General features: G+C 45.3%; 26 protein-coding genes and 1 other RNA gene. 5 read left to right on the forward strand and 22 right to left on the reverse strand.

What is annotated here, in order from left to right:
* Positions 1-1,243: citrate synthase (locus VFW36_RS11640; protein ID WP_329658984.1), on the reverse strand; the 1,243-nt coding region annotated here is incomplete at its 3' end.
* Positions 1,244-1,339: 96 nt separating this feature from the next.
* On the opposite strand from VFW36_RS11640, the gene VFW36_RS11645 reads away from it, so the two are divergent.
* Positions 1,340-2,845, forward strand: a complete 1,506-nt coding sequence (locus VFW36_RS11645) for an FAD-dependent oxidoreductase (RefSeq protein ID WP_329658985.1) — start codon at positions 1,340-1,342, stop codon at positions 2,843-2,845.
* 200 nt (positions 2,846-3,045) lie between these two features.
* Here the strand turns inward: VFW36_RS11645 and VFW36_RS11650 are convergent, their stop codons facing one another.
* From VFW36_RS11650 to mltG, 14 genes are all read right to left on the reverse strand, one after another.
* Positions 3,046-3,297, reverse strand: coding sequence for a hypothetical protein (locus tag VFW36_RS11650; RefSeq protein ID WP_329658986.1), 252 nt, complete (start codon positions 3,295-3,297; stop codon positions 3,046-3,048).
* Between the two features lie 65 nt (positions 3,298-3,362).
* Entirely contained in the window at positions 3,363-4,028 is a 666-nt protein-coding gene (locus tag VFW36_RS11655; protein WP_329658987.1) for a hypothetical protein, read from the reverse strand.
* Between the two features lie 51 nt (positions 4,029-4,079).
* Positions 4,080-4,412, reverse strand: an RNA gene (rnpB, locus tag VFW36_RS11660) — RNase P RNA component class A.
* 82 nt (positions 4,413-4,494) lie between these two features.
* Positions 4,495-5,058, reverse strand: coding sequence for a 2-oxoacid:acceptor oxidoreductase family protein (locus VFW36_RS11665; protein ID WP_329658988.1), 564 nt, complete (start codon positions 5,056-5,058; stop codon positions 4,495-4,497).
* A 9-nt stretch (positions 5,059-5,067) separates the two neighbouring features.
* Positions 5,068-5,922: a 2-oxoglutarate ferredoxin oxidoreductase subunit beta gene (locus VFW36_RS11670; protein ID WP_329658989.1), complete on the reverse strand. Its 855-nt coding sequence runs from the start codon at positions 5,920-5,922 to the stop codon at positions 5,068-5,070.
* Positions 5,922-7,073 (reverse strand): 2-oxoglutarate synthase subunit alpha, encoded by a 1,152-nt coding sequence (locus VFW36_RS11675; protein ID WP_329658990.1) that lies wholly within the window; start codon positions 7,071-7,073, stop codon positions 5,922-5,924. The genes VFW36_RS11670 and VFW36_RS11675 overlap by 1 nt, the downstream gene beginning before the upstream one ends.
* Positions 7,073-7,402, reverse strand: coding sequence for a 4Fe-4S binding protein (locus tag VFW36_RS11680; RefSeq protein ID WP_329658991.1), 330 nt, complete (start codon positions 7,400-7,402; stop codon positions 7,073-7,075). Before VFW36_RS11680 ends, VFW36_RS11675 begins: the two co-directional genes overlap by 1 nt.
* Positions 7,403-7,419: 17 nt before the next feature.
* A complete protein-coding gene (locus VFW36_RS11685) occupies positions 7,420-7,725 on the reverse strand; it encodes a heavy-metal-associated domain-containing protein (RefSeq protein WP_329658992.1) in 306 nt (101 codons plus the stop codon).
* A complete protein-coding gene (gene sucD, locus VFW36_RS11690) occupies positions 7,725-8,597 on the reverse strand; it encodes a succinate--CoA ligase subunit alpha (RefSeq protein WP_329658993.1) in 873 nt (290 codons plus the stop codon). Before sucD ends, VFW36_RS11685 begins: the two co-directional genes overlap by 1 nt.
* Before the next feature lie 3 nt (positions 8,598-8,600).
* Entirely contained in the window at positions 8,601-9,770 is a 1,170-nt protein-coding gene (sucC, locus tag VFW36_RS11695) for an ADP-forming succinate--CoA ligase subunit beta (protein ID WP_329658994.1), read from the reverse strand.
* A gap of 20 nt (positions 9,771-9,790) precedes the next feature.
* A complete protein-coding gene (gene fumC / locus VFW36_RS11700) occupies positions 9,791-11,182 on the reverse strand; it encodes a class II fumarate hydratase (protein WP_329658995.1) in 1,392 nt (463 codons plus the stop codon).
* Positions 11,182-12,141, reverse strand: a complete 960-nt coding sequence (gene mdh, locus VFW36_RS11705; protein ID WP_329658996.1) for a malate dehydrogenase — start codon at positions 12,139-12,141, stop codon at positions 11,182-11,184. Before mdh ends, fumC begins: the two co-directional genes overlap by 1 nt.
* A 121-nt stretch (positions 12,142-12,262) precedes the next feature.
* The gene (locus tag VFW36_RS11710; RefSeq protein ID WP_329658997.1) at positions 12,263-14,458 is read right to left on the reverse strand and encodes an NADP-dependent isocitrate dehydrogenase; all 2,196 of its coding nucleotides are present in this window, start codon (positions 14,456-14,458) and stop codon (positions 12,263-12,265) included.
* 101 nt (positions 14,459-14,559) lie between these two features.
* Positions 14,560-15,525, reverse strand: coding sequence for an endolytic transglycosylase MltG (mltG, locus tag VFW36_RS11715; protein WP_329658998.1), 966 nt, complete (start codon positions 15,523-15,525; stop codon positions 14,560-14,562).
* On the opposite strand from mltG, the gene VFW36_RS11720 reads away from it, so the two are divergent.
* Entirely contained in the window at positions 15,434-18,610 is a 3,177-nt protein-coding gene (locus tag VFW36_RS11720; RefSeq protein ID WP_329658999.1) for an AsmA-like C-terminal domain-containing protein, read from the forward strand. The genes mltG and VFW36_RS11720 overlap by 92 nt on opposite strands.
* A gap of 8 nt (positions 18,611-18,618) precedes the next feature.
* Here the strand turns inward: VFW36_RS11720 and VFW36_RS11725 are convergent, their stop codons facing one another.
* Genes VFW36_RS11725 through VFW36_RS11755 form a run of 7 tightly spaced genes read right to left on the reverse strand, consistent with a single transcriptional unit; the run spans position 18,619 to position 23,692 of the window.
* Entirely contained in the window at positions 18,619-19,332 is a 714-nt protein-coding gene (locus VFW36_RS11725; RefSeq protein ID WP_329659000.1) for a hypothetical protein, read from the reverse strand.
* A 15-nt stretch (positions 19,333-19,347) separates the two neighbouring features.
* Positions 19,348-20,559 (reverse strand): ArsS family sensor histidine kinase, encoded by a 1,212-nt coding sequence (locus VFW36_RS11730; RefSeq protein ID WP_329659001.1) that lies wholly within the window; start codon positions 20,557-20,559, stop codon positions 19,348-19,350.
* Positions 20,560-20,562: 3 nt separating this feature from the next.
* Complete coding sequence (locus VFW36_RS11735) at positions 20,563-21,234, reverse strand: response regulator transcription factor (RefSeq protein WP_329659002.1); 672 nt, start codon at positions 21,232-21,234, stop codon at positions 20,563-20,565.
* On the reverse strand, positions 21,227-21,601 hold the full coding sequence (locus tag VFW36_RS11740) for a Spy/CpxP family protein refolding chaperone (RefSeq protein WP_329659003.1): 375 nt from the start codon (positions 21,599-21,601) through the stop codon (positions 21,227-21,229). The genes VFW36_RS11735 and VFW36_RS11740 overlap by 8 nt, the downstream gene beginning before the upstream one ends.
* Positions 21,602-21,612: 11 nt before the next feature.
* Positions 21,613-22,716, reverse strand: a complete 1,104-nt coding sequence (locus VFW36_RS11745; RefSeq protein WP_329659004.1) for a cytochrome b/b6 domain-containing protein — start codon at positions 22,714-22,716, stop codon at positions 21,613-21,615.
* A gap of 16 nt (positions 22,717-22,732) precedes the next feature.
* Positions 22,733-23,269, reverse strand: coding sequence for a diheme cytochrome c (locus VFW36_RS11750; protein WP_329659005.1), 537 nt, complete (start codon positions 23,267-23,269; stop codon positions 22,733-22,735).
* 15 nt (positions 23,270-23,284) lie between these two features.
* The gene (locus VFW36_RS11755) at positions 23,285-23,692 is read right to left on the reverse strand and encodes a DUF1924 domain-containing protein (RefSeq protein ID WP_329659006.1); all 408 of its coding nucleotides are present in this window, start codon (positions 23,690-23,692) and stop codon (positions 23,285-23,287) included.
* Between the two features lie 143 nt (positions 23,693-23,835).
* Here VFW36_RS11755 and VFW36_RS11760 point away from each other — a divergent pair, with 143 nt between their 5' ends.
* The 3 genes from VFW36_RS11760 (at position 23,836) to VFW36_RS11770 (ending at position 24,672) form a co-directional block, all read left to right on the forward strand.
* Entirely contained in the window at positions 23,836-24,009 is a 174-nt protein-coding gene (locus VFW36_RS11760) for a hypothetical protein (RefSeq protein ID WP_329659007.1), read from the forward strand.
* A gap of 137 nt (positions 24,010-24,146) precedes the next feature.
* Positions 24,147-24,413, forward strand: a complete 267-nt coding sequence (locus tag VFW36_RS11765) for a type II toxin-antitoxin system RelB/DinJ family antitoxin (RefSeq protein ID WP_329659008.1) — start codon at positions 24,147-24,149, stop codon at positions 24,411-24,413.
* Complete coding sequence (locus tag VFW36_RS11770; protein WP_329659009.1) at positions 24,406-24,672, forward strand: type II toxin-antitoxin system YafQ family toxin; 267 nt, start codon at positions 24,406-24,408, stop codon at positions 24,670-24,672. Before VFW36_RS11765 ends, VFW36_RS11770 begins: the two co-directional genes overlap by 8 nt.
* The last annotated feature ends 61 nt before the right edge of the window (positions 24,673-24,733 follow it).

Below are 24,733 nucleotides of genomic sequence, written 5' to 3' on the forward strand. Positions count from 1 at the left end.
TATAGCGCTGTCTCGGACGGGCTATTTTCATCTCCCGATCGTTTTTGAGTTCTATCCATTGGGTGATCCACCCCACCGAACGGCCGATGACGAAAATGATCGTAAACATCGATTTTGGGATCTTGAGCGCCGTGAGGATCAGCCCTGAATAAAAATCGATATTCGGATAGAGTTTGCGTTTGATGAAATACTCATCGCTCAGCGCTATGTACTCTATCCGCTCTGCAACTTTTAACAGCTCGTTGTTGACCCCAAGCTCGTCTTTGAGCTGATCGAGAAGATTTTTGAGGATACGAGCACGCGGATCGAAGTTTTTATAGACGCGATGTCCGAATCCCATGAGTTTAAATTCATCGTTCGGGTCTTTCGCACGCGCGATAAAATCATCCACTTTATCGACACTGCCGATGTATTCGAGTTGTGCAATGACCGACTCGTTAGCGCCACCGTGTGCTCTCCCCCAGAGGGCATTGATCCCAGCCGATAGTGATGCGTAGGGGTGGGCTCCCGTCGAAGCGACGGCACGAACGGTGGAGGTAGAGGCATTTTGTTCATGATCGGCATGGAGGGTGAAAATGGTATCGAGCGCTTTGATCTCGACATCACGTATTTCGAGATTTTCACCCGGATAGGCACGCATCATATAGAGAAAATTCTCGGTAAACGGGCGCTCGATGTCGGGATAGATATAGGGGATACCGAACATACGCCGATGGGTAAATGCCGCGAGAGTGGGGATTTTGGCGATGATACGCCGTGCCATAATCTGCGCTTCCTCTTCCGTTTTTACGTTTAGATGCTCAAAATAGAACGTCGAAAGAGCCGATACCGCCGAGGACATCATGGCCATCGGATGCGCTTTGTCTGGAAAGGCGTCAAAGAGCCGTTTTAGCCCTTCGTGGATAAAGGATCGTTTACGCAGTTCCATATCGAACGAGGCACGCTCTTTTTCATTGGGCAATTTGCCCATCAACAGTAGATAGGCAACATCCAAATAGCTCTTCTTGATTGCCAAATCGGTGATGTCATACCCGCGATAGAGCAACTCCCCTTTTTCACCGTCAATATAGGTGATCGATGAACTGCAGCTTGCCGTCGACGTAAATCCCGGATCGTAGGTAAACATCCCCGTATCTTTGTAGAGAGTGCGGACGTCAATGACATCAGGCCCCACCGTAGAATTCAGAATCGAAAACTCATAGCTTTTGCCGGTGCGGTTATCGGTTAGGGTAACAGTGCTCATACCATTTCCTTTTGGCTTAGTAAGAGGTAATATAGCATTTTTTTGAGCTTTATAGTATAAAATGACCGCTACCTTAAACACCTGGGAAAGGTTTGTATGAACGATCACCATTATGAAGTGCTTATTATAGGTGCGGGCATATCGGGATGCGCCCTCGCCTATGAGCTAGCTCGCTATACCGATATAGCCAAAATCGCCGTTGTCGAAAAATACGGCTCGATCGCAAGTCTCAATTCCAAAGGGACGGCGAACTCCCAAACGATCCATGTCGGTGACATCGAAACCAACTATACCCTCTCCAAAGCCGCAATCACCAAACGAACTGCCAAGATGGTTGAGAAATACGCTCTTCAGCACGGCTATCAAAATACGATCATCTTTTCGCATCAAAAAATGGCTCTCGGTATCGGTGAAGCAGAGGTGGAATTTTTACTAAGCCGCTATGAGGAGTTCTCAGAACTTTTCCCCTATCTCGAAGTGTGGGATAAAGAGAAGCTCAAAACACTCGAACCGCGCGTCGTGTTTGATGAAGAGGGAAACGAGCGCCCTGAACCGATTGTCGGTATCGGAGCCAGAGGTCAGTGGACGACCGTCGATTACGGCAAAATGTCAGAATCGTTTATCACCAATGCGAAAAACGAGCCCAACACCACCGTCGATCTGTTGTTAAACTCCCCTGTTATCGGTATCGAAAAAAACTCTTCACGAGGCTACAGTGTCCGAACCGCACAAGGGGTCTATAGCGCCGATTTTATTGTCGCCGATGCAGGAGCCCACAGCCTCTATCTGGCACACTCTATGGGATACGGGCTTGACTACGCCTGTCTTCCGGTTGCGGGGAGTTTTTATCTCACGAACCAAAAGCTTCTCAACGGAAAAGTCTATATGATCCAAAATCCGAAGCTCCCTTTTGCCGCGCTCCACGGGGATCCCGATATTCTCGCCGAGGGGAATACCCGTTTCGGTCCCACCGCACTCGTCCTCCCAAAATTAGAGCGCTTTAGCGGGGGAACCTATCTCGATTTTTGGAAAACATTGCGACTGGATACGAATGTTGTGAGAGCCTTATGGAAACTGTTGCGGGAGTCTGACATCCGCAACTATATCTTCCGGAATTTTCTGTTTGAAGTTCCGTGGCTTAACAAGCGTCTCTTTTTACACGATGCCCGCAAAATCGTCCCCTCACTCCAATTGCACGAATTTGAATACGCCCACGGCTTCGGAGGGGTTCGGCCTCAGGTCATCGTCAAAAACCAGCAAAAGCTTCTACTCGGAGAAGCCTCTATCAACACAGGAGAAGGGATCATCTTCAACATGACCCCCTCCCCCGGCGCAACAAGCTGTTTGGGGAACGGTGAACGTGATTTGCGCTACATCGTTCAGTATTTGGGCAAAACATTTGATGAGGAGCGTTTTAACAACGAGCTAACCGATGGAGAGTATTGTGTCCTCTCCGAACCGATCGAAGCGCAAAAACGGACGGTAAATGCCATCCGTGAAGCGATGTATGCGCATGAGAAAGAGTATTATGAGGAGATTCATGTCGGGAAACCGCATGAGTCGTTTTGGCATCGACCCCACAGCTTATGGAAAAGAAAATAGATGTGTTTAGAAGTCGTATCGGCGGTTAAAAAATCTTTTCCGCCCAAACTTCGCTAAACATTTCGATGTATTCATATATGGCCGAATAGACACTGCCTACAGCGATACTCATAACGATTCCTTTATCGAACAATATAATTAGTTATAAGCAAAACTCATTCCTAAAAATTGCAACCGAATAGTAAACCGTTATAGAGAGATTACTCCGCGCTGTATGCTTGTTGGATATAGCTCTCTAGCTTTCCGTCCATGGCAGTCATGATAGAGGCCAATATTTTGTCTTTTTCATCGTTGGAGAGTTTGTTTCCTGTCGATTTTTCGATCGCATAGATCGCCGTAGAAGCCGCCGTATCAAGGACGTAGTTGTTGAGTGCCATCGCCATTTTTGCACTGTGATCCCCTACTACTTGCGAAATATAGTGTTGAAGTTCCAATACCATTTGTTCATTCATCTGAAAATCCTATTTTAGTTTGTCGTATTATATCTCAACCCTTATGATATGCCTTCAACGTCGATTTAGACTTTGATAAATTGTATCGATTCTTTCTGAATATCTCTTTTTTCATTGACATGATATACCCCTTGTATCTGTTCAAAAGCTACACCGTTAAACTTACCGACATACGCATTCGGATCGGTCGTTTCCGCATAATAATACGCTTTGCCTTCAATGTTTAACCGTGCGTTATTAGGATTGACTTTAGATCCATCATCGATCTCTACCGCAATAAACGTGTGATCTTGGGTATAGACCAAAACGCAATTATGATTCGTTTCGATAAGTATCGTGGCAAAAAGTTGAGCTTTTTCATCACAATCTCCACCGTTTTTAACGATTACATCGACAGGGGTTCTATGTTTGTCTGAATGGACATAAGGGATATGCGACACATAACTAAAGGCTTGATTGACTTCACACACTTCATTACCGCTGCATCGCTCTTTGAGATTTTTTATAATTGTCTTGAGCTTGCTGTTTTCATCGATGTAATACGGGGCATACAACTCCCCTACTTTGATCGCATTGGGCGGAGGGACGATGATTGTACGCACCTCAGATGCGTTCGTTTCAACGGGGAGAGTGTTGCTGTTTGCCGTGTGGTTTTTGTAGACCGCTACCGCTAGTATAAACAAAGCGGGATAGACAAATATCCTCATACTAAAAGGTTTATGTTCTTGCATATTGTATGTACTTTCGTAAAAATTATAGTGAGGATAGTGTAGCAGAAAAAGGAGGTAGGTACAACGATAAGCCGGGTTCTGGATGTGGCGATAATTAATCTAATACTCTGATCACTCAGAGCCTTTAGCGAAACAATAGCAATGTAGGACGCTAACCATCTGTTTCTTGCTGCGCGGTTGGGTTTACATAGCTCTCCTAGTTGCCTAAGAGACTGGTGGGCTCTTACCCCGCCGTTTCACCCTCACCTCTTACGAGGCGGTCTACTCTCTGTTGCACTGTCCCTCACGTTACCGTGGCCATCCGTTAGATGGAACCGTGTCCTACAGCAGCCCGGACTTTACCTCTTGGAATTACTAGTTCCAAGCTATCACCTGTTGTACCTGCTGAAATTATAAAAGAAAACGGATTAGAAAGGGCTTGATGCGAGTGTAGAGGAGATTCTCCCGAAAAAGGGAGAATGTGGAATTACATTCCGATTTTAGCTTTTGCTTCTTTTGCGTATTTGATACCCAAATCCCAAGCTTTGTTATTCACTTCATGAACTTTTTTCGGAACTTTAGAAAGCATAACTTCGCGCAATGTTTCAGGATCAAGGACTCCGGTAAATTCGTTGGTGATACCCAATGCGACAACCGATTGAGTAATAACGTTTCCGACTTCCTCTTTGGCAATCGTAATGATCGGAATCTCTACGATGATCCATTTTTGACGATCTTCGTCACTTGGATAAACCAAGTTCGGCTCGATCACGATAACACCGCCCGGTTTTACACCGTTTTTGAATTGTTGATAGCTCACGTTGGCTACAGAGAGCATGAAATCGATCTCGCCCTCATTCGCATACGGATAGAAAATTTCGTTATCATCAAGGGTGATGTCAACAACCGTTGCACCGCCGCGAACTTGTGAGGTGTACGTAGCTGTTTTAAGCCCGTGACCACCCAATTTGATCTTAGCCGCAGCCATAATCTCACCGGCGAGAAGAACCCCTTGTCCACCGACGCCTGTAAATCGTATCGTATGTCTCATGGTTTCTCCTTAGATTTTTTTCGCAAAATCGTTTTGCGTGATCTTGCCGCGTTTGCCTTGTGCCGCTGCAATGACCATATCATACATATCACAGTATTCAGCCTGTTCAACTTCACGCAATACACCCGTAGGGAATTTGTTCATTTGCTCTTCAGCCGGAAGCGCTTCCCATTTTTTCAACGGTACGGTGATACTGTCGATCCATGCAAGGTTTTCCATCGCATTAGCCATTTGATTTTTACGTCCGAGGTTAATGTGACAGTTGGACATGATGTCAAAGAACGAGAACCCTTTGTGTGAGAACCCTTTTACCAATACTTTTTCAAGTTTTTTAGGATCAAGCATCGTCTCACGAGCTACGAATGACGCACCTGCACCGATAGCGAGTTTACACGCATCGAACGTCGGGTCAATGTTACCGTTTTGCGCCGATACACACCACATACCCTGCGGAGTCGTCGGAGAGATTTGAGAGTTGGTCAAACCGTAAATAAAGTTATTGATAAGGATAAAGTTCAAGTCGATGTTACGACGACAACCGTGGATCGTGTGGTTACCACCGATCGCTAGACCGTCACCGTCACCTGCTACTACGATAACGTGTGCATCCGGTCGAGTCAATTTGATCCCCGTAGCATACGCAATGGTACGACCGTGCGTGGTGTGAACCGTGTTACAGTTGATATATGAGCTGAAACGTCCTGAACAACCGATACCGGAAACGACACACACTTTGTCCATGTCCCATCCCATTTTGTCGATAGCACGGATAACCGATTTAAGGATTACACCGTCACCACAACCCCAACACCAAAGTGTCGGCATTTTATCTACACGTAAATATTGATCGTAATTGAAAGCCATTAGAACATCTCCTTAACTTTTGCTACCATTTCAAGTGGTGCGATTGGACGGCCGTTTGCTTTGTGAAGCGTAGTGAAATCACTGCGTCCCGTAACACGTTCGATCTCTTTAAGGTATTGACCCATGTTGAGTTCCGTTACAAAGATTTTGTCAAATTTTTGACCGATCTCTTTGAGTTTTTTCGCAGGGCTCGGCCAGATCATGATCGGACGGAAAAGACCCGCTTTGATACCGTCAGCGCGAAGTTTCATAACCGCTTCTTTAGCACCGCGAGAGATACTTCCGTAGGCAATCATACATACTTCGGCATCTTCCATCATAAACTCTTCGTAATCGGCTTCGTCATCCAACCCGTCGTTTTGAGCCGCGACATCGTTGATTTTACCGACAAGACGCTCGATGTTGAATTGGCATTGTGCCGCATCTTCCGTCGGGAACCCTGTAGGACCGTGATGAAGACCCGTGAAGTGGAAACGGTATCCTTCGAACATCGGATTGAGTACCGCAGGTGTGTTCATAGGAACATCGTACGGGCGATAGTCTTCCGGTTTACCGTCAAAACGTTTACGGTTAACGATAGACGCTTTAACCTCTTCCAAATCAGGAAGAACCGCTTTACCGTGCATGTGACCGACCGTCTCATCCAAAAGCATGAAAACCGGAGTCATGTATTTTTCCGCCAAGTTAAACGCACGTACCGTTTGGGTGTAGCACTCTTCAAGAGATCCTGCACACAACGTGATAGACGCGTAGTCACCGTGAGTCGGATATTGCGCTTGACCGATGTCCGCTTGAGAAACACGAGTCGGAAGACCGGTTGATGGACCTCCGCGCATAACGTTTACGATAACGAGAGGTACTTCAGCGATAAACGCCAAACCGATTTGCTCTGCTTTAAGAGAGATCCCCGGACCTGAGGTTGCCGTCATCGATTTTGTACCCGCCATAGAAGCACCGAGAGCTACCGAAATACCGGCAATTTCATCTTCCATTTGGATAAATTTTCCACCGACAGTCGGTAGAAGATCGGACATTTCGTGCATTACTTCGGAAGACGGAGTGATCGGGTATCCGCCGAAAAACATACATCCGGCATCAAATGCCGCGTGTGCGGCTAATTCGTTACCTGTAGAAATTACTTCTCTTGCCATTATTTCACTCCTGCTTGGTCTAAAGACATGTATTTATTCGCGATGACAGCCGCTTGACGCGCTTTTGATTCATCGGTCAATTTGGCAAATTTATAGTCCGCTTTGTCCGCAACATAAATTGCGAAGTCAGGGCATGAAAGTTCACATTCGCAACAACCGATGCACGCTTCAGGGTGATCGACTGAGATCATTGCACCCAAAGTCGATGTACGCTCGTAACGCATACCGAGTACACCTGATGGGCATACGGATACACATATATCACATGCTTTACAGTTATCGGTATTGACCCATACCGGGGTGTTACCTGGATTAATCGTTTTAAACATCTGTACTCCTCACAAAATTAAAGTTTTTCGGATTCATTTACGGGTGTAAACTTACCAATTGCACAAGAGACAAAACTCTTGAGCTTGAGAGCGGCGTTATCAATTGTCCCCTCTTCGTCACCGACCAGAGGATAACCGAGATTTCTTAATACCGCTTTAAAATGTGCTAATTGCGCATCGTCGGCAATATCTGCCGTTACTTTACGAGGCTCGCACGAGAGATCAACACTGACCTCTTTAAATCCCGCCTCATTGAGTGCCTTCGTTATCGTATTGGAGCATCCTCCGCATCGAATATTGGCTACCTCAAAGACGGTAATCATTATTTTTTCATCACTTCGGCAAGTGCTTTACCTATGTCAGCCGGAGAGACGACAACGCGTACGCCCGCTGCTTCGAGAGCTGCCATTTTTTCAGCCGCAGTCCCTGCGCCGCCTGAGATGATAGCTCCGGCGTGCCCCATACGTTTGCCCGCAGGAGCCGTTTGTCCTGCGATGAACGCAACGACCGGTTTGGTGATGTGTTCTTTGATATAAGCTGCCGCTTGGATCTCCAAGTCTCCGCCGATCTCACCGATCATAACGATCGCATGTGTCTCAGGATCCGCTTCGAACATCGGAAGGAGTTGTTTGTAGCTCAACCCGATGATCGGGTCACCGCCGATACCGACCGCTGTCGTGATACCATATCCCTCTTTAACGACTTGGTTCGCAGACTCATACGTCAACGTACCCGATTTAGAGATCAAACCGACATGTCCTTTTTTGAAAATGAAGCCCGGCATAATCCCGATTTTGCACTCATCAGCGGTAATGATCCCCGGACAGTTCGGCCCGATGGTTTTCATATTTTTCTTAACCGCGTATGCTTTAGCGTACATCATATCTTTTACGGGTGCGCCTTCGGTAATGATAACCGCAAGATCGATACCTGCATCTGCCGCTTCCATAACCGCATCGGAAACGAAAGCCGGCGGAACGAAGATCATAGAAACGGTTGCGCCCGTAGCACGTACCGCCTCATCAACGGTATTGAATACCGGCTGACCGAGGTGCTCTTGTCCGCCTTTGCCCGGTGTTACACCGCCGACGATTTTGGTGCCGTACGCCATACATTGCTCTGCATGGAACGTCCCCTCTTTACCTGTGAAACCTTGAACGATAACTTTTGTATCTTTATTAACCAAAATAGACATTAATTACTCTCCCTTAGCTGCTGCAACGGCTTTGCGTGCACCGTCTGCAAGATCGGTTGCCGCTACGATATTCGCGATACCGGCATTATTTAAAATTTCTGCCGCTTCAATAGCGTTTGTTCCATCAAGACGTACGATAACCGGAACGTTAACGTTGGTGATTTTTGTTGCTTCGATAATACCGTTTGCAACACGGTCACAACGGACGATTCCACCGAAGATATTGACAAAAATCGCTTTAACATTTGGATCTTTGAGGATAATATCAAACCCTTTTGCAACGGTTTCAGCACTTGCTGAGCCGCCGACGTCAAGGAAGTTAGCCGGTTTACCGCCCTCATAGTTGATGGTATCCATCGTACCCATCGCTAACCCCGCACCGTTTACCATACAACCGACATCACCGTCAAGTTTGATATAGCTGAGTCCGAATTTGCCCGCTTCGATCTCAGTCGGTTCTTCTTCGCTCAAATCGCGCATTTCGTTCACTTGGGATTGGCGGTACAACGCATTGTTGTCAAAGCCCATTTTTGCATCGAGTGCCAAGAATTTACCGTCGCCCGTTTTGACCAACGGATTGATCTCGATCATCTCTGCATCGTGATCCATATAGACTTTGTAAAGGGCAGATGCAAATTTGATAAACGTATTGATCTCTTCCACCGGAAGACCCAAACCGAACGCCAATTTACGACCGTGGAAACTTTGGAAACCGGTCAACGGATCGATAGAGACTTTGATAATTTTTTCAGGTGTATTGTGGGCAACATCTTCAATCGCCATACCGCCCTCAGTAGAAGCCATCATGATCGGCATCTCTAATGCACGGTCAAGCAAGAGACCGAGATAGTACTCTTTCTTGATGTCGGCACCCTCTTCGATATACACTTTTTGAACAAGTTTACCCTCAGGTCCAGTTTGGTGTGTTACTAGTTGCATACCCAAGATTTGAGCCGCCATTTCACGTACTTCAGAAGTTGATTTAGCGAGTTTAACACCACCGCCTAAACCGCGTCCGCCCGCATGGATTTGAGCTTTAACAACCCAAATATTTCCGCCGAGCTCTTGAGCCGCTTTTACCGCCTCATCGGGTGTAAATGCAATATGTCCGCGAAGTGTCGGTACATTATACTTTTTGAATAATTCTTTTGCTTGATATTCGTGAATATTCATCCATTCCTCCTGTTATAAGTTTACGCTATCGGTCTTGTCATCTCTTCAGGGATGACGTATTTATCGAACTCTTCGGCCGTTAAGAGACCCAGTTTAATAGCGGTCTCTTTCAGTGTTGAGTTCTCTTTGTGTGCTGTTTTGGCGATTTTAGCCGCATTTTCATATCCGATGTACGGGTTAAGAGCCGTTACCAACATCAACGAGTTATTCAAATACGCATCGATTTGATCGCGTACCGGCTCGATCCCTACCGCACAGTTATCGTTGAACGAAACGATAGAATCTGCGAGTAAACGAACCGATTGCAAGAAGTTATAGGCGATTACCGGTTTGAATACGTTAAGCTCGAAGTTCCCTTGGCTTGCCGCAAAACCGATACACGTATCGTTACCCATAACCTGACAAGCAACCATCGTTACCGCTTCGCTTTGAGTCGGGTTGACTTTACCCGGCATGATCGATGAACCCGGCTCGTTTTCAGGGATCGTGATCTCACCGATACCGCAACGAGGACCTGATGCCAACCAACGAACATCATTCGCGATTTTCATCATATCTGCCGCAAGTGCTTTTAACGCTCCGTGAGCGAATACAAGGGCGTCATGAGACGTCAATGCGTGAAATTTGTTCGGAGCGGTAACAAATTGATGACCCGTAAGTTCACTCAATTTCGCCGCTACGCGTGATCCTAATTCAGGGTGAGCATTTAATCCCGTTCCGACCGCTGTACCGCCGAGGGCTAGTTCGCGAACCGATTCGAGAGAATCTTTTGCCATTTTCTCACATTTGTTGAGCATCTCAACCCAACCGCTGATCTCTTGACCGAGTGTCAACGGGGTAGCGTCTTGGAGATGAGTACGGCCGATTTTGACGATGTCGCTGAACGCTTCGCTTTTAGCAATCAATGTTTTGCGCAAATGATCGATTGCAGGAAGAAGACGTGTCTCAACCGCGATAACCGCGGCTACATGCAACGCCGTCGGATAGGTATCGTTCGAGCTTTGCGATTTGTTAACGTCATCATTCGGGTGAACCAATTTTTGAGTTCTGAAATCACCGCCGAGAATCTCGGTTGCACGACTAGCCAACACTTCGTTGTTGTTCATGTTGGACTGGGTACCAGAACCCGTTTGCCATACGACAAGCGGATAGTGCGCATCGAGCTTGCCTGAGAGCATTTCATCCGCAGCTTGAGCAATCGCATCCGCTTTCTCTTTAGAGAGCATACCTAGATCGCAGTTAACCAATGCAACCGCTTTTTTCAAATACGAAAACGCACGGGTAATTTCGTACGGCATTTTCTCTTCACCGATTTGGAAGTTCTCTAGTGAACGCTGTGTTTGTGCCCCCCAGTACGTATCATTCGGTACACGAACTTCACCCATCGTATCTTTTTCGATGCGAAAACTCATTATTTGGCTCCTTCAAAAAATTTATTGGCATTCAACGTATCGATTAGCCCTTGAACCGATTTGCACGATGCGGCAAACATCGCTTTTTCTGTCTCATCAAGTGTCACTTCGATGATTTTCTCTGCACCGTTTGCACCGAGCATAACCGGAACACCGCTGACAACATCGCTAAAACCGTATTCGCCTTCGAGATAAACGGCACACGCATGGATCTGTTTGGTATCTTTTAAAATCGCTTCGACCATGATTGCCGTCGCTTTTGCCGGTGCATAATAGGCTGATCCCGTTTGAAGAAGAGCAACGATCTCCGCGCCCCCTTTTCGAGTACGTTGTACGATCTCATCGATCTCTGCATGGGTCAATACATCGGAGAGCGGAACCCCCGCTACCGTCGAATAGCGCGGCAACGGAACCATATCATCACCGTGTCCGCCCATAACCGATGCACGGATTTGTCCGCCGCCGTATCCGAGTTTTTCTTGGATAAATGCCGCCATACGGGCACTGTCCAAAACGCCCGCCATACCGATAACACGACTGCGGTCGAAACCGCTTTCGCGCAATGCAACATAGGTCATCGCATCAAGTGGATTAGAGACCATAATAACGATGGCATTCGGTGAGTATTTAGCGACCCCCTCGATTACTTCACGGGTCACTTTGGCGTTAATCATGAGTAAATCATCACGGCTCATTCCTGGAAGACGCGGGCTTCCGGCAGTAATGACGACCACATCACAATCGGTCAAATCGGCCATCGTCTCAGCGACTTTTACAGTAGAGTGACTACGTACCGCTGCGGCAGCTTGAGACATATCGAGGGCTTTACCTTTTGCGATCTCGATTTTGTTGTCACGTAAAATGATCTCATGACATGAGCCGAGCATTGCCAGCGAGTAGGCAATCGTTGATCCGACATTCCCTGCCCCTACGATTCCGACACGTTTTCCGTTTATCATTTATCTGCTCCTTGTGACATATCAATATTTCTCTCAAGAGAAATCAAAGACGATTTAATCGTCTTTTATCTATAGAGCAACTCTACAGATAAAAAACGATTCCGGCAAAAGCCGGAAACATTTAGATTGAAGAAATAATAGCGTTCAATGTCGCACTCGGGCGCATTGCTGCCGTTACTTTTTCAGTGTTCGGATGGTAGTAACCACCGATGTCTTGAGCTTTTCCTTCTACGGATAGAAGTTCTTCCATGATTTTAGCTTCATTTTCGACCAACGCCGCAGCTACCTTGGCGAATTTTGAAGCAAGTTCAGAGTCAAGTGTTTGCTCAGCCAACGCTTTTGCCCAATATTGTGCCAAGAAAAAGTGACTCGCTTTGTTATCCGGCTCACCCGCTTTACGTGACGGTTCTTTTGAGTTATCCAAATACGCTGCATTCGCTTCATCAAGAGCCGCGGTAAGTGCAGTCAACTTAGGATCATTTTTTGTTTTATTGATGTGACGTAGTGACTCTGCAAGCGCCAAAAACTCACCCAATGAATCCCAGCGAAGGTGCCCTTCATTGATGAATTGATCAACGTGTTTCGGAGCTGATCCGCCGGCACCTGTTTCAAACAATCCGCCGCCTGCAAGCAACGGAACGATCGAGAGCATTTTAGCCGATGTTCCAAGTTCCAAAATCGGGAACAAGTCCGTCAAATAGTCACGAAGAACGTTACCGGTTGCAGAGATAGTATTTTGTCCCGCACGCACACGTTTCAATGAGAACGCCATCGCTTTTTCCGGTGCCATGATATGGTACTCAATTCCACCTTTGTTAAACTCAGGGAGATATGCGTTTACTTTTTTGATAATCTCAGCATCGTGCGCACGGTTTTCATCCAACCAGAATACAACCGGAACGTTTTCGATCTCTGCACGCTCAACCGCAAGACGTACCCAGTCTTTGATCGGTACATCTTTTGCTCTCGACATACGCCAGATGTCCCCTTTTTCGACGTTGAAGTTCATCAATACGCCGCTATCATCGCTAACGGTTACGACACCGTCTTCCGCTAATTCAAACGTTGTCGGATGAGAGCCGTACTCTTCCGCTTTTTGAGCCATCAAACCGACGTTAGAAACAGAACCCATTGTGGTTACATCAAATTGTCCGTTTTTCTTACAATCTTCGATGATTTCAGAGTACATTGTGGCATAGCAGCGATCCGGAATCGTAACGATACATTGTTGTACTTTTCCCTCAGGATTCCACATTTTACCGCCGTCACGTACCACAACCGGCAATGAAGCATCGATGATCACGTCGTTTGACGCGTGAAGATTGGTGATTCCTTTGTCAGAATCAACCATCGCCATAGCCGGTTGAGTCGGATAAACCGCCATAATAGCCGCTTCGATCTCCGCTTTTTTATCTGATGGCAATTTTGCCAATTTTTTGTACAAATCACCAAGCCCGAGGTTCGGGTTTACACCGATCTCTTTGAACTCTGCCGCGTATTTTTCAAATACATCTTTGAAAAACACCGATACCGCATGACCGAACATGATCGGATCGGATACTTTCATCATCGTTGCTTTGAGGTGGATCGACCAAAGGATATTTTTCTCTTTTGCTTCTGTAATCGCATCGGCATAAAATGAACGCAATGCTTTTGCACTCAAGAATGTACCGTCAAGTACCTCTTTATCAACCGCATTGATCTCTTTAAGAGTTTTGCCGTTCAAAGCGATAACCACTTTGCCGTCACCTTTTTTAGTAACTGATTGCTCATTAGCGTAAAAATCGCCGCTGTTCATGTAAGCAACGCGAGTTTTTGAACCCTCATCCCATGCACGAAGTTTATGAGGATTTTTCTTTGCAAAGTTTTTAACCGCAACCGCAGCACGGCGATCAGAGTTCCCTTCGCGAAGTACCGGATTAACCGCAGAACCCAAACACGTTGCGTAACGTGCATGAATCTCTTTTTCTTCTTCCGTTTTAGGTTCTTCAGGGTACGCAGGTAGGTCATACCCTTGAGATTGAAGCTCTTCAATACACGCTTTTAACTGTGGGATTGAAGCCGAAATATTTGGGAGTTTAATGATGTTACCATCAGGCTGCGTTGCAATAACACCCAACTGTGCAAGATTATCAGGGATACGTTGAGCGTCGCTCATACGCTCCGGAAATGTAGCGATAACGCGACCTGCAAGTGAAATATCACTTGTTACAACTTCAACGCCTGCGGCTTGTGTGAATGCATTTACGATAGGAAGTAGCGAATAAGTCGCTAATGCCGGTGCTTCATCAATTACTGACCAAATGATTTTTGCCATCAGGTTCTCCTGTTATTTTTTTTATGCAAGCATCATAACACTTACGCCCGACATTTTTTCACTTTGTAACATCTCAAGAGGTGAAAAGTTGCCAAAATGTTTCATTTGGTAGCATTTACTATGTTTTGGTGGTGTGTAGAAAAGTAACTACTATAGACATGCTCACCATTTTTCCCGCGGACGAAATAGAGGTAATCCGTAGCTTTCGGGTTGATAGCGGCATCGATAGCCTCTTTCGAAACATTACATATGGGCGATGTAGGCAAACCTTTGTTTTTATACGTATTATAGGGAGTTCTATCGGTTCGTATACGATTAGCCGTCACCTTTTGATGAGAGTATTCACCGTAATTTAGTGTACCGTCCATTTGGAGTCTCATCCCTTTTTTGATACGGTTGTCGATCACGGAGCTAACATACGGCATATCTGTTACCGATGCGGCTTCTTTTTGTATTACAGAAGCCTTTGTTACAATTTGTAACCACTTAGGGCTCTCTGGCTCCATATTATAACTCTGAGCCAAAATACGCATCTTTTTATCGGATTCGTTCAATAGATGAACGATCAATTGTTCTTCACTGAATTCATTAGGGATACTGTAGGTTTCTGGGACGAAGTTCCCCTCACTCAAGCGTGCGTGCTTCTCATAGGAATGATGTAATTTAGTAAGATCCAATGAAAGTTCTTCCGAAACCTGTCGTAAAAACATCTCAGTTGTCTCACCGGGGATCAATGTCAGCGATTTGCTTACCGCTTTTGCCGTTGTAAGTGTATATAAATACTCTATACGTGACATTTTGACCTCTTTTACATCAATCCAACCCTGCTGAGGCTGTCCTAAAAAGCGTAAAATAAAAGCATCTATTTTGTGAACATTTACCCCTTCGCTTTGGAGGTGTGATATACTTTTAAAGACGGAACCTTGCGGTATATAAACGATTTTTGGTGATGTAACGCTAGTGAGCAGGTAAGTTATGAAAGACACGATTATCACCAAGATAATTCCTAATACCCATAAGAGTATTCTGCTTTTTTTACTTTTCACTTTTTTTCTTGGCTTTTTCATATTTATCGCTTTGCTAGAGGGATTTGAGATTGACCGGCTCACATTGAGCGGGGTCAAAATTGAGAAATTATACCTAAAATGGGACAATGCCCTCCATATAAAAGCATCAAAATTAGATTTATCCAATCTCAAAAGCGACGGTACTCCCACGACGCTAAAACCACTCTCCAAGCTCCCGAAAATCATCCGATGGGTTGAGGGTTGGGTCGATTCGATCCATATAGATATTATTCAATATAAAAAACTTAGTGCCTCCTTGCACTATCAAAAGAACCAAACGGGTGTATTTACCTTCAGTGAATCGAATGCAAGCCGATATTCGGGAACATTCGATATAAATGCTACGGCGTTTCATTTTAACCTCCCCTCCTCTAAAATCAAAGAGGGCAATCTTTCCGTTCGTATGGATCTGGACTTGACCAAACAGCGATTTAGAGGCAATGTCGACCTTGTTCTCCCCCAAACACCTCGTCTTACCCTCACCTTTTTAGGAGATACCGATACACTCAGATTGAGCGCCCATGCGACAAGTCCTTTCACAACGATCAAACCGTTGATCGAATTTCTAAATCTTGATCCGGAAATCAAACCGTGGATACTCGAGTATGCCAAAGCCTCTTCCATACAGCTCAATCATCTTAGCGGATCATTCCATTACGATACGCCTAGAGAGTTGATCACATCCCTTGTAGCCGATGCTACGCTCACTTCGGGAGAATATACGTTTGCAACCGGATTTGAGCCTATTTATTCCCCTCGGATTGATTTGCGCTTTGTGGGTGGAAAACTCTATATCCTCCCTAAAAACGGTACTTTTTATTCTCTTCCGACCGAGCAAAGCTATCTGAATATCGATTTTGCCTCCGAGCACACGACGCTAAATGCCTTTATTCGTACTCGCCATGCCAAGCTCAATGATCCGATTCTAGCCCTTTTGAACTTCTATGAAATACGGCTGCCGATCAAACAAATCAGCGGCGATTGCAGTGTTGATTTAAACCTCTCGGTCAATCTTCACGATTTTGATACCGTTGCCAAAGGGAGTTTTTCACCTTCCCCATCGGATATTCTTCTGGATCAGATTCCACTGAGAACCGAAGGCGGTGTCGTAAAAATCGATCGCTACCAAGTTACGTTTAACGATTTTGTTGCCCATTACGGTGACAATGTCGCCCACGCCCGTGTAAGGGGAAAATACGATGCATTTACCGAAAAAGGGGAAGTCTCTATCGATGCTTACGAACTCTCTCCTGCAAAAGGGAAACTAACCCTTTTCGATCCCAAAATGCCGCTTCATGTCTCCTATATTATAGAACCTAATGGGGATTCATTGAATGTGGAACCGTCTCAATGGAACTTTTTAGGCGAAAAACTGACCCTTGATGCGTTCACCGCTCCGTTTGATTACCGACGCTCTTACACAGCCATCGAATCTGTCCCGTTTTCAGTCTCTAATAACGCAAAAGGGACCATAAGCGCCACCTTCGACGGTATCAAAAAAAACACGGAAGCAAAAGTAAGGCTGAATGAGTTTAAATACGGTGAAATGGAACTGCACCAAAGCCCCTTTGATTTGAATATCCGTTATGCCGATGATACTGCAAGATTAAATGTTGCCACTATTTCGGCATGGTCGATACACCAGCTTCCTCTTCTAATTTCCCCGTTTGATGCTGTATTTCGAGAGAATCAAATAAGCTTTGATGAGATCGAAACGGTACTAGGTGACCTTTTTAAAGGGAGTTTCAGCGGTTCATATAACCTTAGTGACGACAAAGGGGTAATCCGTTTAGAGAATATGGTTCCCCTCTCTCCAAAAATGGTTCCGATCATAGATCGAAAAGAATCGCTTGAACTGACGGTTGCCGCTAAAGATGATGCGCTAAGTATCAATGCCCCATCGTTAAAAGCCCATTTCTTGACTATCCCAAAAGGGTGGAAAATCGCTCTGGAGAATATTTCACTCCTCTCCAAAAAATCTCCGATACTACGCAAATACAACATCAATAACGGCTTTTTGAATATTTACTACTTGGGGGAGAGTTCTCGCTACCACTTCAACGGAGAAATAGACTATCTCTATCCTCTGATGTTGATCAATGAGACGCCGATATCGCATTACCGATTTAGCGGATCACACCAAAACGATACCTCCACGATACGGGTCAATGATCGTTTAACGATCAATCAAACGCCCGATAACATCTACATCCGCGCCAATAATACGGGACTTAATCTCCCTGTCTTGTTTAAATTTCTCTCGGCATACAAAGAAGACGGTGATCTCAGCACCCAATCAGACGCATCTGCCCCAGTCCGTATCTATGCTACCCATTCGTATCTTTACCTCATGAAAGGGCGTCAGATACTCACGGATACCTTGAACGCGACATTGCATGAGAATAACTTCGACGCCTCATTACAACACATGGGAGGAACAGCGAACCTCAAAATACGCAATGATCTTTTTTCGATTGAGGGGGAAGGATTTAACGACAAATTTATGGATCATCTGTTTGCTCTGAGCGACTTTAGCGGAGGTAATTTCTCATTCCAAGCCAAAGGGAAAACCGATTCCTTTAGCGGGCTAATGCGAGTGGAAAACACCATTTTGAAAGACTATAAAGTCCTCAACAATGTTTTGGCATTTATCAATACCGTCCCCTCACTGGCTACCTTTTCACTCCCTAACTATAATGCCAAAGGGCTGCCGCTCGATGAGGGATATGCCCATTTTTCCTATAAAAACGGTATGGTTTCGGTCGATAATTTCACCCTAAATTCGCCCGAGATGAAAATCATGGGGAACGGGAGAGCTGATTTAAATACCAACCAGCTTGATGGCACCCTGAACCTCAAAACCGATTTGGGTTCATCTCTGGGAAAAGTACCGATGGTCGGTTATATTCTCCTCGGTGATGACGGCTCACTCTCCACCACTCTCACCCTCAGCGGAAAACTCGATGATCCGAAAATCGATACGGCCATCGCAAAAGAGATCGTCACGGCACCGTTTAATATTCTCAAACGAACCGTCGTCTATCCGTTTTTATGGATGATGGATGATAAAAAAGAAAAAAGATAGCGGATCGCTTACTCCCCGCTAAAAAGCTGAATACTCCAAAACACCAAAAATCCCGCGAAGAGCCAAAGGGTCGATGAGGGTTTTTCCTCTATCGTGTGTGCCTCTACCAAAAGCTCATCGGTCACGAGATAGAGCAATGCCGCTACACCGAAAGCCAGCATAGCGCTGATGGTACTTGATGAAGCACCCGATAAGAGATAATTACCCAATACACTACACCCTAAAACCACCACAGCGAGCGCAACGCTCATAAACACGACGCGCCACCCGTGAATCGTATTGGATACCAAAGATAGTCCCAAAAACAGCAATTCGACCGATAACCCAAGGGCTAAAATCAGACCCGTATTTCCTCCTGCGGCAAATCCTGCACCGATGATAAAACCATCCACCGCAACATCAATAAACGTCGCCGCAATAAGCCCATAGTTAAAAGCATTATCACCTAAATGCTCCGTTTTTGCTTCCAGCCGCATACTCCAGAGTTTCATGATATACATCAATATCCCGCCAATAGTAAACGAAGTGATTAGAACCCATGCCGGAGCGTGCTCACGAGAGATCTCAGGCAATACTTCAACGGCCAGTGCCGCCAATACGACCCCTGCGGCAAAATGCTGAATCAAACTGCGCGTTTGGTGTGAAGGGTTCCAATATACGGCCAACAGACCGCCAAATGAAGCAACGATAGCGGGGATAAGCATAGCGATGTAAGGTGTCATAGGTCTCTTTTCAATTTAATTTTTGTGTTCGGTGAGGATGGAAAAACAATGTTTTCCCTCTTTGTACTCATAACTCAGCGTATAGCCGTGTTTTGATACGATTTTACTAACGATATTCAGCCCCAGACCAAACCCCTCTGAGGTGCGTGAGCGTTCCTGACGGGTAAAGGGGGTGAGAAAATAGGTGAACTCTTTTTCGAGCGGTTTTCCGTGATTGTACACACTGATTCGATTCGATGAAACCTCCAAAATAATGGGAAATTGCTCTGCGTATTTCAACGCGTTATCAAGGAGATTTTTAAGTGCTAACGATAGATAGTGCAAATCTCCGCTCAAGGTGTAATTATTATTAATATTAACCAATATCTTTGACTCATCATCGATATAAAGCTTAGAAAGTGCTTCCATAACGAGTGTCTCAGCAGTGAACGGCGTTGATTGCATCGTATCGGTAGACTGGAGCTTTTCAATCTCCAAAAGTTCACGTGTCAGCTGATCGAGCTCTTTGAACGAGTGCTTAAGGGTCTCACGTGCGCTTGACTCCGCAACCTCTTCTAGGGCAAACATCCCACGCGCGATGGGGGTTCGCAGTTCATGCCCGACATCACGAAGCAACTCTTCACGTGAGAGGATCATATTCTCGATGGTTTGCGCCATATCGTTATAGCTTCGTGCCACCTCCCCTATCTCATCGTGAGAGGTGATGGTGCTTCGGCTGTGATACTCTCCGAGGGCAAAACGGCGCATACTCCCCGTAATCGAGTTCAAAGGGGATAACATACGTAAAATCAGAACAAATATCACCGCCAAAACAACCATATCGGCAACTACCAAGGCATTGAGTATCCACCCCTCATGAAGCACCTCTTGAAGTGTTGTGTCACGAAGAAAAATATCATCATCGATATATCGGATGTGGAGGATATATTCGCTCCTTTCATCTTTGAAAATCTCAATCAAACCAAACGTATGCGACTGACGCATAAGGACTTTTTTGGGTGTTACGGGAGCGATTTTCACCAAATTCAGCGTCCGAAATTCATCCTCTAGCTCATCAGCGGTTGATGTCGCCATCCATCTGAATATCTTACGACCGTCCAAAAGGTATTTTTGTAGAACAATAGCTTCGTATTTTTCGGTATTGATCGTATCGATCTTATACCCGATACCCACCATAAGGGTCAAACTGATGAGAAATAAAAAGGTGATTTTAGTAAAAATAGACATGCATTAACCCATAAACTTGTAGCCGATGCCCCACACCGATTTGATATAGCGGGGTTCTTTGGCATCATCGCCGATTTTGAGACGGATATTACTGATGTGCATATCGATAGTGCGGTGTTTTGTCTCATCACCAAGCCCCAAAGAGCCGATGATCTGATCGCGGGAGAGATTTTTACCGCGATGTTTGAGCAACAGGAGAAATATATCGAATTCGATCCGTGTTAAATCGATCGGATACCCCTCCATCATGAGTGATTTATTCGATTCATCAATCGTAAAGTCCGATACAACCAGCTCGTTTTTTCGACTGTATCGGCGCAGTACCGCTTCAATACGAAGCACCAACTCGCGAGGTTCATACGGTTTATCGAGATAATCATCGGCACCCAAATCGTATCCGTAGATTTTGTTGCCGATGTCGGTTCGTGCGGAGGAGATAATGATCGGAATGTCGAGGTGGCTTTTGATCATTTTAGCAACATCAAACCCGTCCATCCCCGGTAACATCAAATCCAAAACGACAATGTCAAAGTGCTCTTTCGTTTCCAACAGACACGCTAACGCGGCTTTAGGATCGGCGTACGCAGTGGTCTCAAAGTCATACGATGTTAAAAAAGAGCTTATTAGCTCTTGGAGAGGGAGATCGTCTTCGATCAAAAGCACTTTTCTAGTCACTGTCCCACTCCTCCAGATGGTGGACGTATCGACGTTTTTGTTCAGGAGTTAAAATACTATGGAGCCGCTCAAGCAATCGTGCCCGAATCTCTATCGACGCTTTCTCCCTCTCCAAACTTTTTGCTCGAAAAGATTCCGAATCAAATGACGGACTTAAAAACAGTGCATTGAGTGCATCTTGATCTTTTTCTCTTTGGTGATGGTATCGGCGGTTTGAATATTGATACTCTTTCATCGCCTCTTCGACTACTCTGTGTTGTTGCTTTGTCAGTCCCAAATCATGCAGATCCATCGGAAATCGATGATGATCGTCATCTCCGTACGCGCAGAGGGAGAGGAACATTGCCAACACTATAATCCACTTCATTATAACCTCACTTAGAGCGCTTTAATCGCGCTATCTTCGATTGTCCCCTGCTCTACATCGCTATGGCAGGCTTTGCAGTTTGCACGACTTTTAACCTTGTCACTTTTAAAAATCTCTTCCGAAATATGACGGTGTCTTTTTTTCCAAAACGGGGTTTGTGTTATTGCTATCATATCGCGTTTTTCGAGCGATTGCGCCATTTTGAACGACATTTCCTGAGTGGATGTTTCTACCGAATGTGCCAAAAGATACTCACGTATGGATTGCTCATCCGCAGGATCTAGCGACGCATCATCGCCGAAATGGTTCGATAAATCCCCCATCAACACACTCCACCCCTCCTTCGCTAGGAGCGTAGGGGGATAGAGGGTATGACACGAACCGCATTCATTGACAAAAACGGGGTTGATTTTTGCGTAATCAACCTTTTGATTGTACCCCGCGACAATAGGGTTATTCGGTATACTCAGAGCATAGATGAGAAGTGCAATAGCACCGCCGATACCAAAAGCAGCGAGTATTTTTTGGTACCACGATAAAACGACGCTCTCCCCCTCCATATTCTTATGTCCGTCGATGATAGAGGTGAGTGTTCGGTCCTCTTTGTGCAAAAGCCGATCCACCAACACTCCACCCACATGTGCCGCGATCAAAATCCATAAGAGATTGACGAAAAACTCGTGAATCTCTTCAAATACTTCCATATTTTGAAAAAGTCCTGAGTGCAGAAATGCCAACACACCTCTATTTTCCGCTATTCCATAGGCTAGCGTGCCGCTTAAAACGGCAAGAACTACCGTTATTAGCATCGCAACCATCACATAGCTTGCCGCCGGATTATGTCCGATATAGCGGCGTGATGGATTCAATAGCGACAAAAGGTACTCCCTCAATGCGACAAGAGAGAGATTAAAGTCACCAAAACGGGAATATTTCGGTCCCATTATCCCCCACACAATCCGAAAGAGTACCAACACACCGATAGCACTCCCGATCGCGGCATGGGTATTTAACCATCGATCTTCTTGCGTTGTAATCCATGCACCGAGTATCAAGGCTACAAACAGCCAGTGAAACACCCTCGTAGGAAGTGTCCAAACATATAAGCGTTTCATCATAAACTCCTAGTGTTTATTCCCAACTGCCGTAATTTGGGATACGAACTTCACGTTCGCGGTAGCTTCCGCTGGCGGCTTTGGTATGACACGCCGCACAGTTGGCAAAACTTTTAACATCCGCTTGTGTCACCATCTTTTTAGGAATTTCGCGGTGTTCATGTTTGAAATTAGGGGTTTCAGAAATACGGATCGCTATTGCTCCCCCCATTCCGGTCATACGATCATATCGGGACGCATGGGATGCCAAATAATTTTGAATGGTTTTGTGATCAGCAGGATCGAGCGTGGCATCGGTTCCGAAATGACTATCCAACGTCTTCATCGTTTTGTCCCACGAACTTTTAGGCAAAAACTCCGGCTGATAGGCAAAATGGCACGCACCGCACTCTTTGGTGTACAACGCAACGGTTGATTTTTCTTGCGGAGTCATCGGTTTTGCAACGGCAGAACGCTTGTGCTCATGCTCTTCGTGTTCATCGTCATCCGCATATAGATACACTCCGCCGGCTAATAAGAGAGCGGCTATGCTCAGGTTTAATACTTTTGTCATCGGGTATCCTTTAGATTAATTTTTCATGATATAGGTGAGAACATCACCTTTTTCTTGTGCACTTCCCTCACGGGCATACACATCCATAAAATTGCGTTTGAGCCATTTCGTAACCTCTTTGGTACTGGTAAGACGCTGTGGATTAGCACGTGGAGAGAGCGGATCGATCACTTTTCCCGTCAGAGAGTTTTTACCGGCGTTGGCGAGATTAGTGGTATGACACGAGCTACATGCCATCGGTTTGCCTTGTTTACCCGTATGGGTCGAGGTAAAAATCTCTTTACCTCTCGCCGCGTCAAATCCGCTGAATGAGCTATTTTCAGCTTTTGCCGTTTTGGAAAGTTCATTCATATACTGAACCACTTCGGGGGATGCCGCCATCAGCGACGTTGAGAAGAGTAATGCAAATGCTAGGTATTTCATATCCAGCCTCCTAAACTTTTGATGCTCAAATATTAGGATAAAGGTGTCAATAGTTCACGGAGATGTTATTGACACTTTCTTGACATTACATAAATTTAATTCTATACCGATATATATTTGATCCTTTAGAGGAGGTGTCACTAATGGATTCAATCAATAGTAATCTTGGAATGGGTCCCGAACTGTATGCGATGAAAAAAGCAATGGAAATACAGGGTCAGGGAGTAATGAAAGTTTTAGAGAGTGCATCGCCCGCTCCTACCGTTTCAGGTGCAGAACTTACCGGTCTTGGTCAAAACCTTGACATTAAGGCTTAGTCTACAGCTATTTTCATAGCTGTAGCATCACTCACACCTACTATCGCATCTAACCTTATTCTTCTACGCAACAACGACTTGACATGACACACAATGTGTGTTAGAATAATCTAAAGTTTACATTAAAAGGGTTTGTAATGACAGCAACAGCTCACAAAATCAGAACCAACGTCTATTTGGATGCAGTTATTAAAGATAAAGCGCAAGAAGTATTCAAACAATACGGAATGGGTTTAAGTGACGCGTTCAATATCTTTTTAGCTCAAACCGTATTAGAAAGAGGAATACCGTTTCAAATCAAAATCCCTAATGAAGAGACGAAACAAGCGATCATCGATGCACGCTCAGGTGTCAATATGACAAAAATTTCATTTGAGGATCTAAAAAAGGAAATTGATGCGTGACATCGCGATTCACAAATCGTTTGTCAAAGAACTCAAAAATGCTCAACTCAATCCGACCAATACCGCCAAACTTTTTATGTTTATTTCGCTTTTGTTAAACGGTGAAGATTTACCGTTAGAAGCGCGAGACCATCCGCTTATAGGTAACTGGGCAGATACTAATGAATTTCACATTAGTGGAGATTTATTGGTCATTTATCGAATCGACTCTGATACACTGGAACTGCTTAGAATCGGTACACACTCACAACTTTTTTAAATTAAACTATTCATACTTAGTTTCGCCATCCCCGACTTGATCGGGGATCTATCCCCAGGCT

The sequence above is a fragment of the Sulfuricurvum sp. genome, assembly GCF_036279695.1.
GTDB lineage: Bacteria > Campylobacterota > Campylobacteria > Campylobacterales > Sulfurimonadaceae > Sulfuricurvum.

What these genes read in the sequence shown, in the direction of transcription:
- VFW36_RS11755 (WP_329659006.1), bottom strand. Translation starts at nt 23,692, where the DNA reads ATGAAATACCTAGCATTTGCATTACTCTTCTCAACGTCGCTGATGGCG.
- VFW36_RS11670 (WP_329658989.1), bottom strand. Translation starts at nt 5,922, where the DNA reads ATGGCTTTCAATTACGATCAATATTTACGTGTAGATAAAATGCCGACA.
- VFW36_RS11675 (WP_329658990.1), bottom strand. Translation starts at nt 7,073, where the DNA reads ATGGCAAGAGAAGTAATTTCTACAGGTAACGAATTAGCCGCACACGCG.
- fumC (WP_329658995.1), bottom strand. Translation starts at nt 11,182, where the DNA reads ATGAGTTTTCGCATCGAAAAAGATACGATGGGTGAAGTTCGTGTACCG.
- sucC (WP_329658994.1), bottom strand. Translation starts at nt 9,770, where the DNA reads ATGAATATTCACGAATATCAAGCAAAAGAATTATTCAAAAAGTATAAT.
- VFW36_RS11685 (WP_329658992.1), bottom strand. Translation starts at nt 7,725, where the DNA reads ATGATTACCGTCTTTGAGGTAGCCAATATTCGATGCGGAGGATGCTCC.
- mltG (WP_329658998.1), bottom strand. Translation starts at nt 15,525, where the DNA reads ATGAAAAAGCCAAGAAAAAAAGTGAAAAGTAAAAAAAGCAGAATACTC.
- sucD (WP_329658993.1), bottom strand. Translation starts at nt 8,597, where the DNA reads ATGTCTATTTTGGTTAATAAAGATACAAAAGTTATCGTTCAAGGTTTC.
- VFW36_RS11680 (WP_329658991.1), bottom strand. Translation starts at nt 7,402, where the DNA reads ATGTTTAAAACGATTAATCCAGGTAACACCCCGGTATGGGTCAATACC.
- VFW36_RS11730 (WP_329659001.1), bottom strand. Translation starts at nt 20,559, where the DNA reads ATGTCTATTTTTACTAAAATCACCTTTTTATTTCTCATCAGTTTGACC.
- VFW36_RS11740 (WP_329659003.1), bottom strand. Translation starts at nt 21,601, where the DNA reads ATGAAGTGGATTATAGTGTTGGCAATGTTCCTCTCCCTCTGCGCGTAC.
- mdh (WP_329658996.1), bottom strand. Translation starts at nt 12,141, where the DNA reads ATGATAAACGGAAAACGTGTCGGAATCGTAGGGGCAGGGAATGTCGGA.
- VFW36_RS11645 (WP_329658985.1), top strand. Translation starts at nt 1,340, where the DNA reads ATGAACGATCACCATTATGAAGTGCTTATTATAGGTGCGGGCATATCG.
- VFW36_RS11745 (WP_329659004.1), bottom strand. Translation starts at nt 22,716, where the DNA reads ATGAAACGCTTATATGTTTGGACACTTCCTACGAGGGTGTTTCACTGG.
- VFW36_RS11710 (WP_329658997.1), bottom strand. Translation starts at nt 14,458, where the DNA reads ATGGCAAAAATCATTTGGTCAGTAATTGATGAAGCACCGGCATTAGCG.
- VFW36_RS11720 (WP_329658999.1), top strand. Translation starts at nt 15,434, where the DNA reads ATGAAAGACACGATTATCACCAAGATAATTCCTAATACCCATAAGAGT.
- VFW36_RS11650 (WP_329658986.1), bottom strand. Translation starts at nt 3,297, where the DNA reads ATGAATGAACAAATGGTATTGGAACTTCAACACTATATTTCGCAAGTA.
- VFW36_RS11765 (WP_329659008.1), top strand. Translation starts at nt 24,147, where the DNA reads ATGACAGCAACAGCTCACAAAATCAGAACCAACGTCTATTTGGATGCA.
- VFW36_RS11760 (WP_329659007.1), top strand. Translation starts at nt 23,836, where the DNA reads ATGGATTCAATCAATAGTAATCTTGGAATGGGTCCCGAACTGTATGCG.
- VFW36_RS11770 (WP_329659009.1), top strand. Translation starts at nt 24,406, where the DNA reads ATGCGTGACATCGCGATTCACAAATCGTTTGTCAAAGAACTCAAAAAT.
- VFW36_RS11655 (WP_329658987.1), bottom strand. Translation starts at nt 4,028, where the DNA reads ATGCAAGAACATAAACCTTTTAGTATGAGGATATTTGTCTATCCCGCT.
- VFW36_RS11750 (WP_329659005.1), bottom strand. Translation starts at nt 23,269, where the DNA reads ATGACAAAAGTATTAAACCTGAGCATAGCCGCTCTCTTATTAGCCGGC.
- VFW36_RS11665 (WP_329658988.1), bottom strand. Translation starts at nt 5,058, where the DNA reads ATGAGACATACGATACGATTTACAGGCGTCGGTGGACAAGGGGTTCTT.
- VFW36_RS11725 (WP_329659000.1), bottom strand. Translation starts at nt 19,332, where the DNA reads ATGACACCTTACATCGCTATGCTTATCCCCGCTATCGTTGCTTCATTT.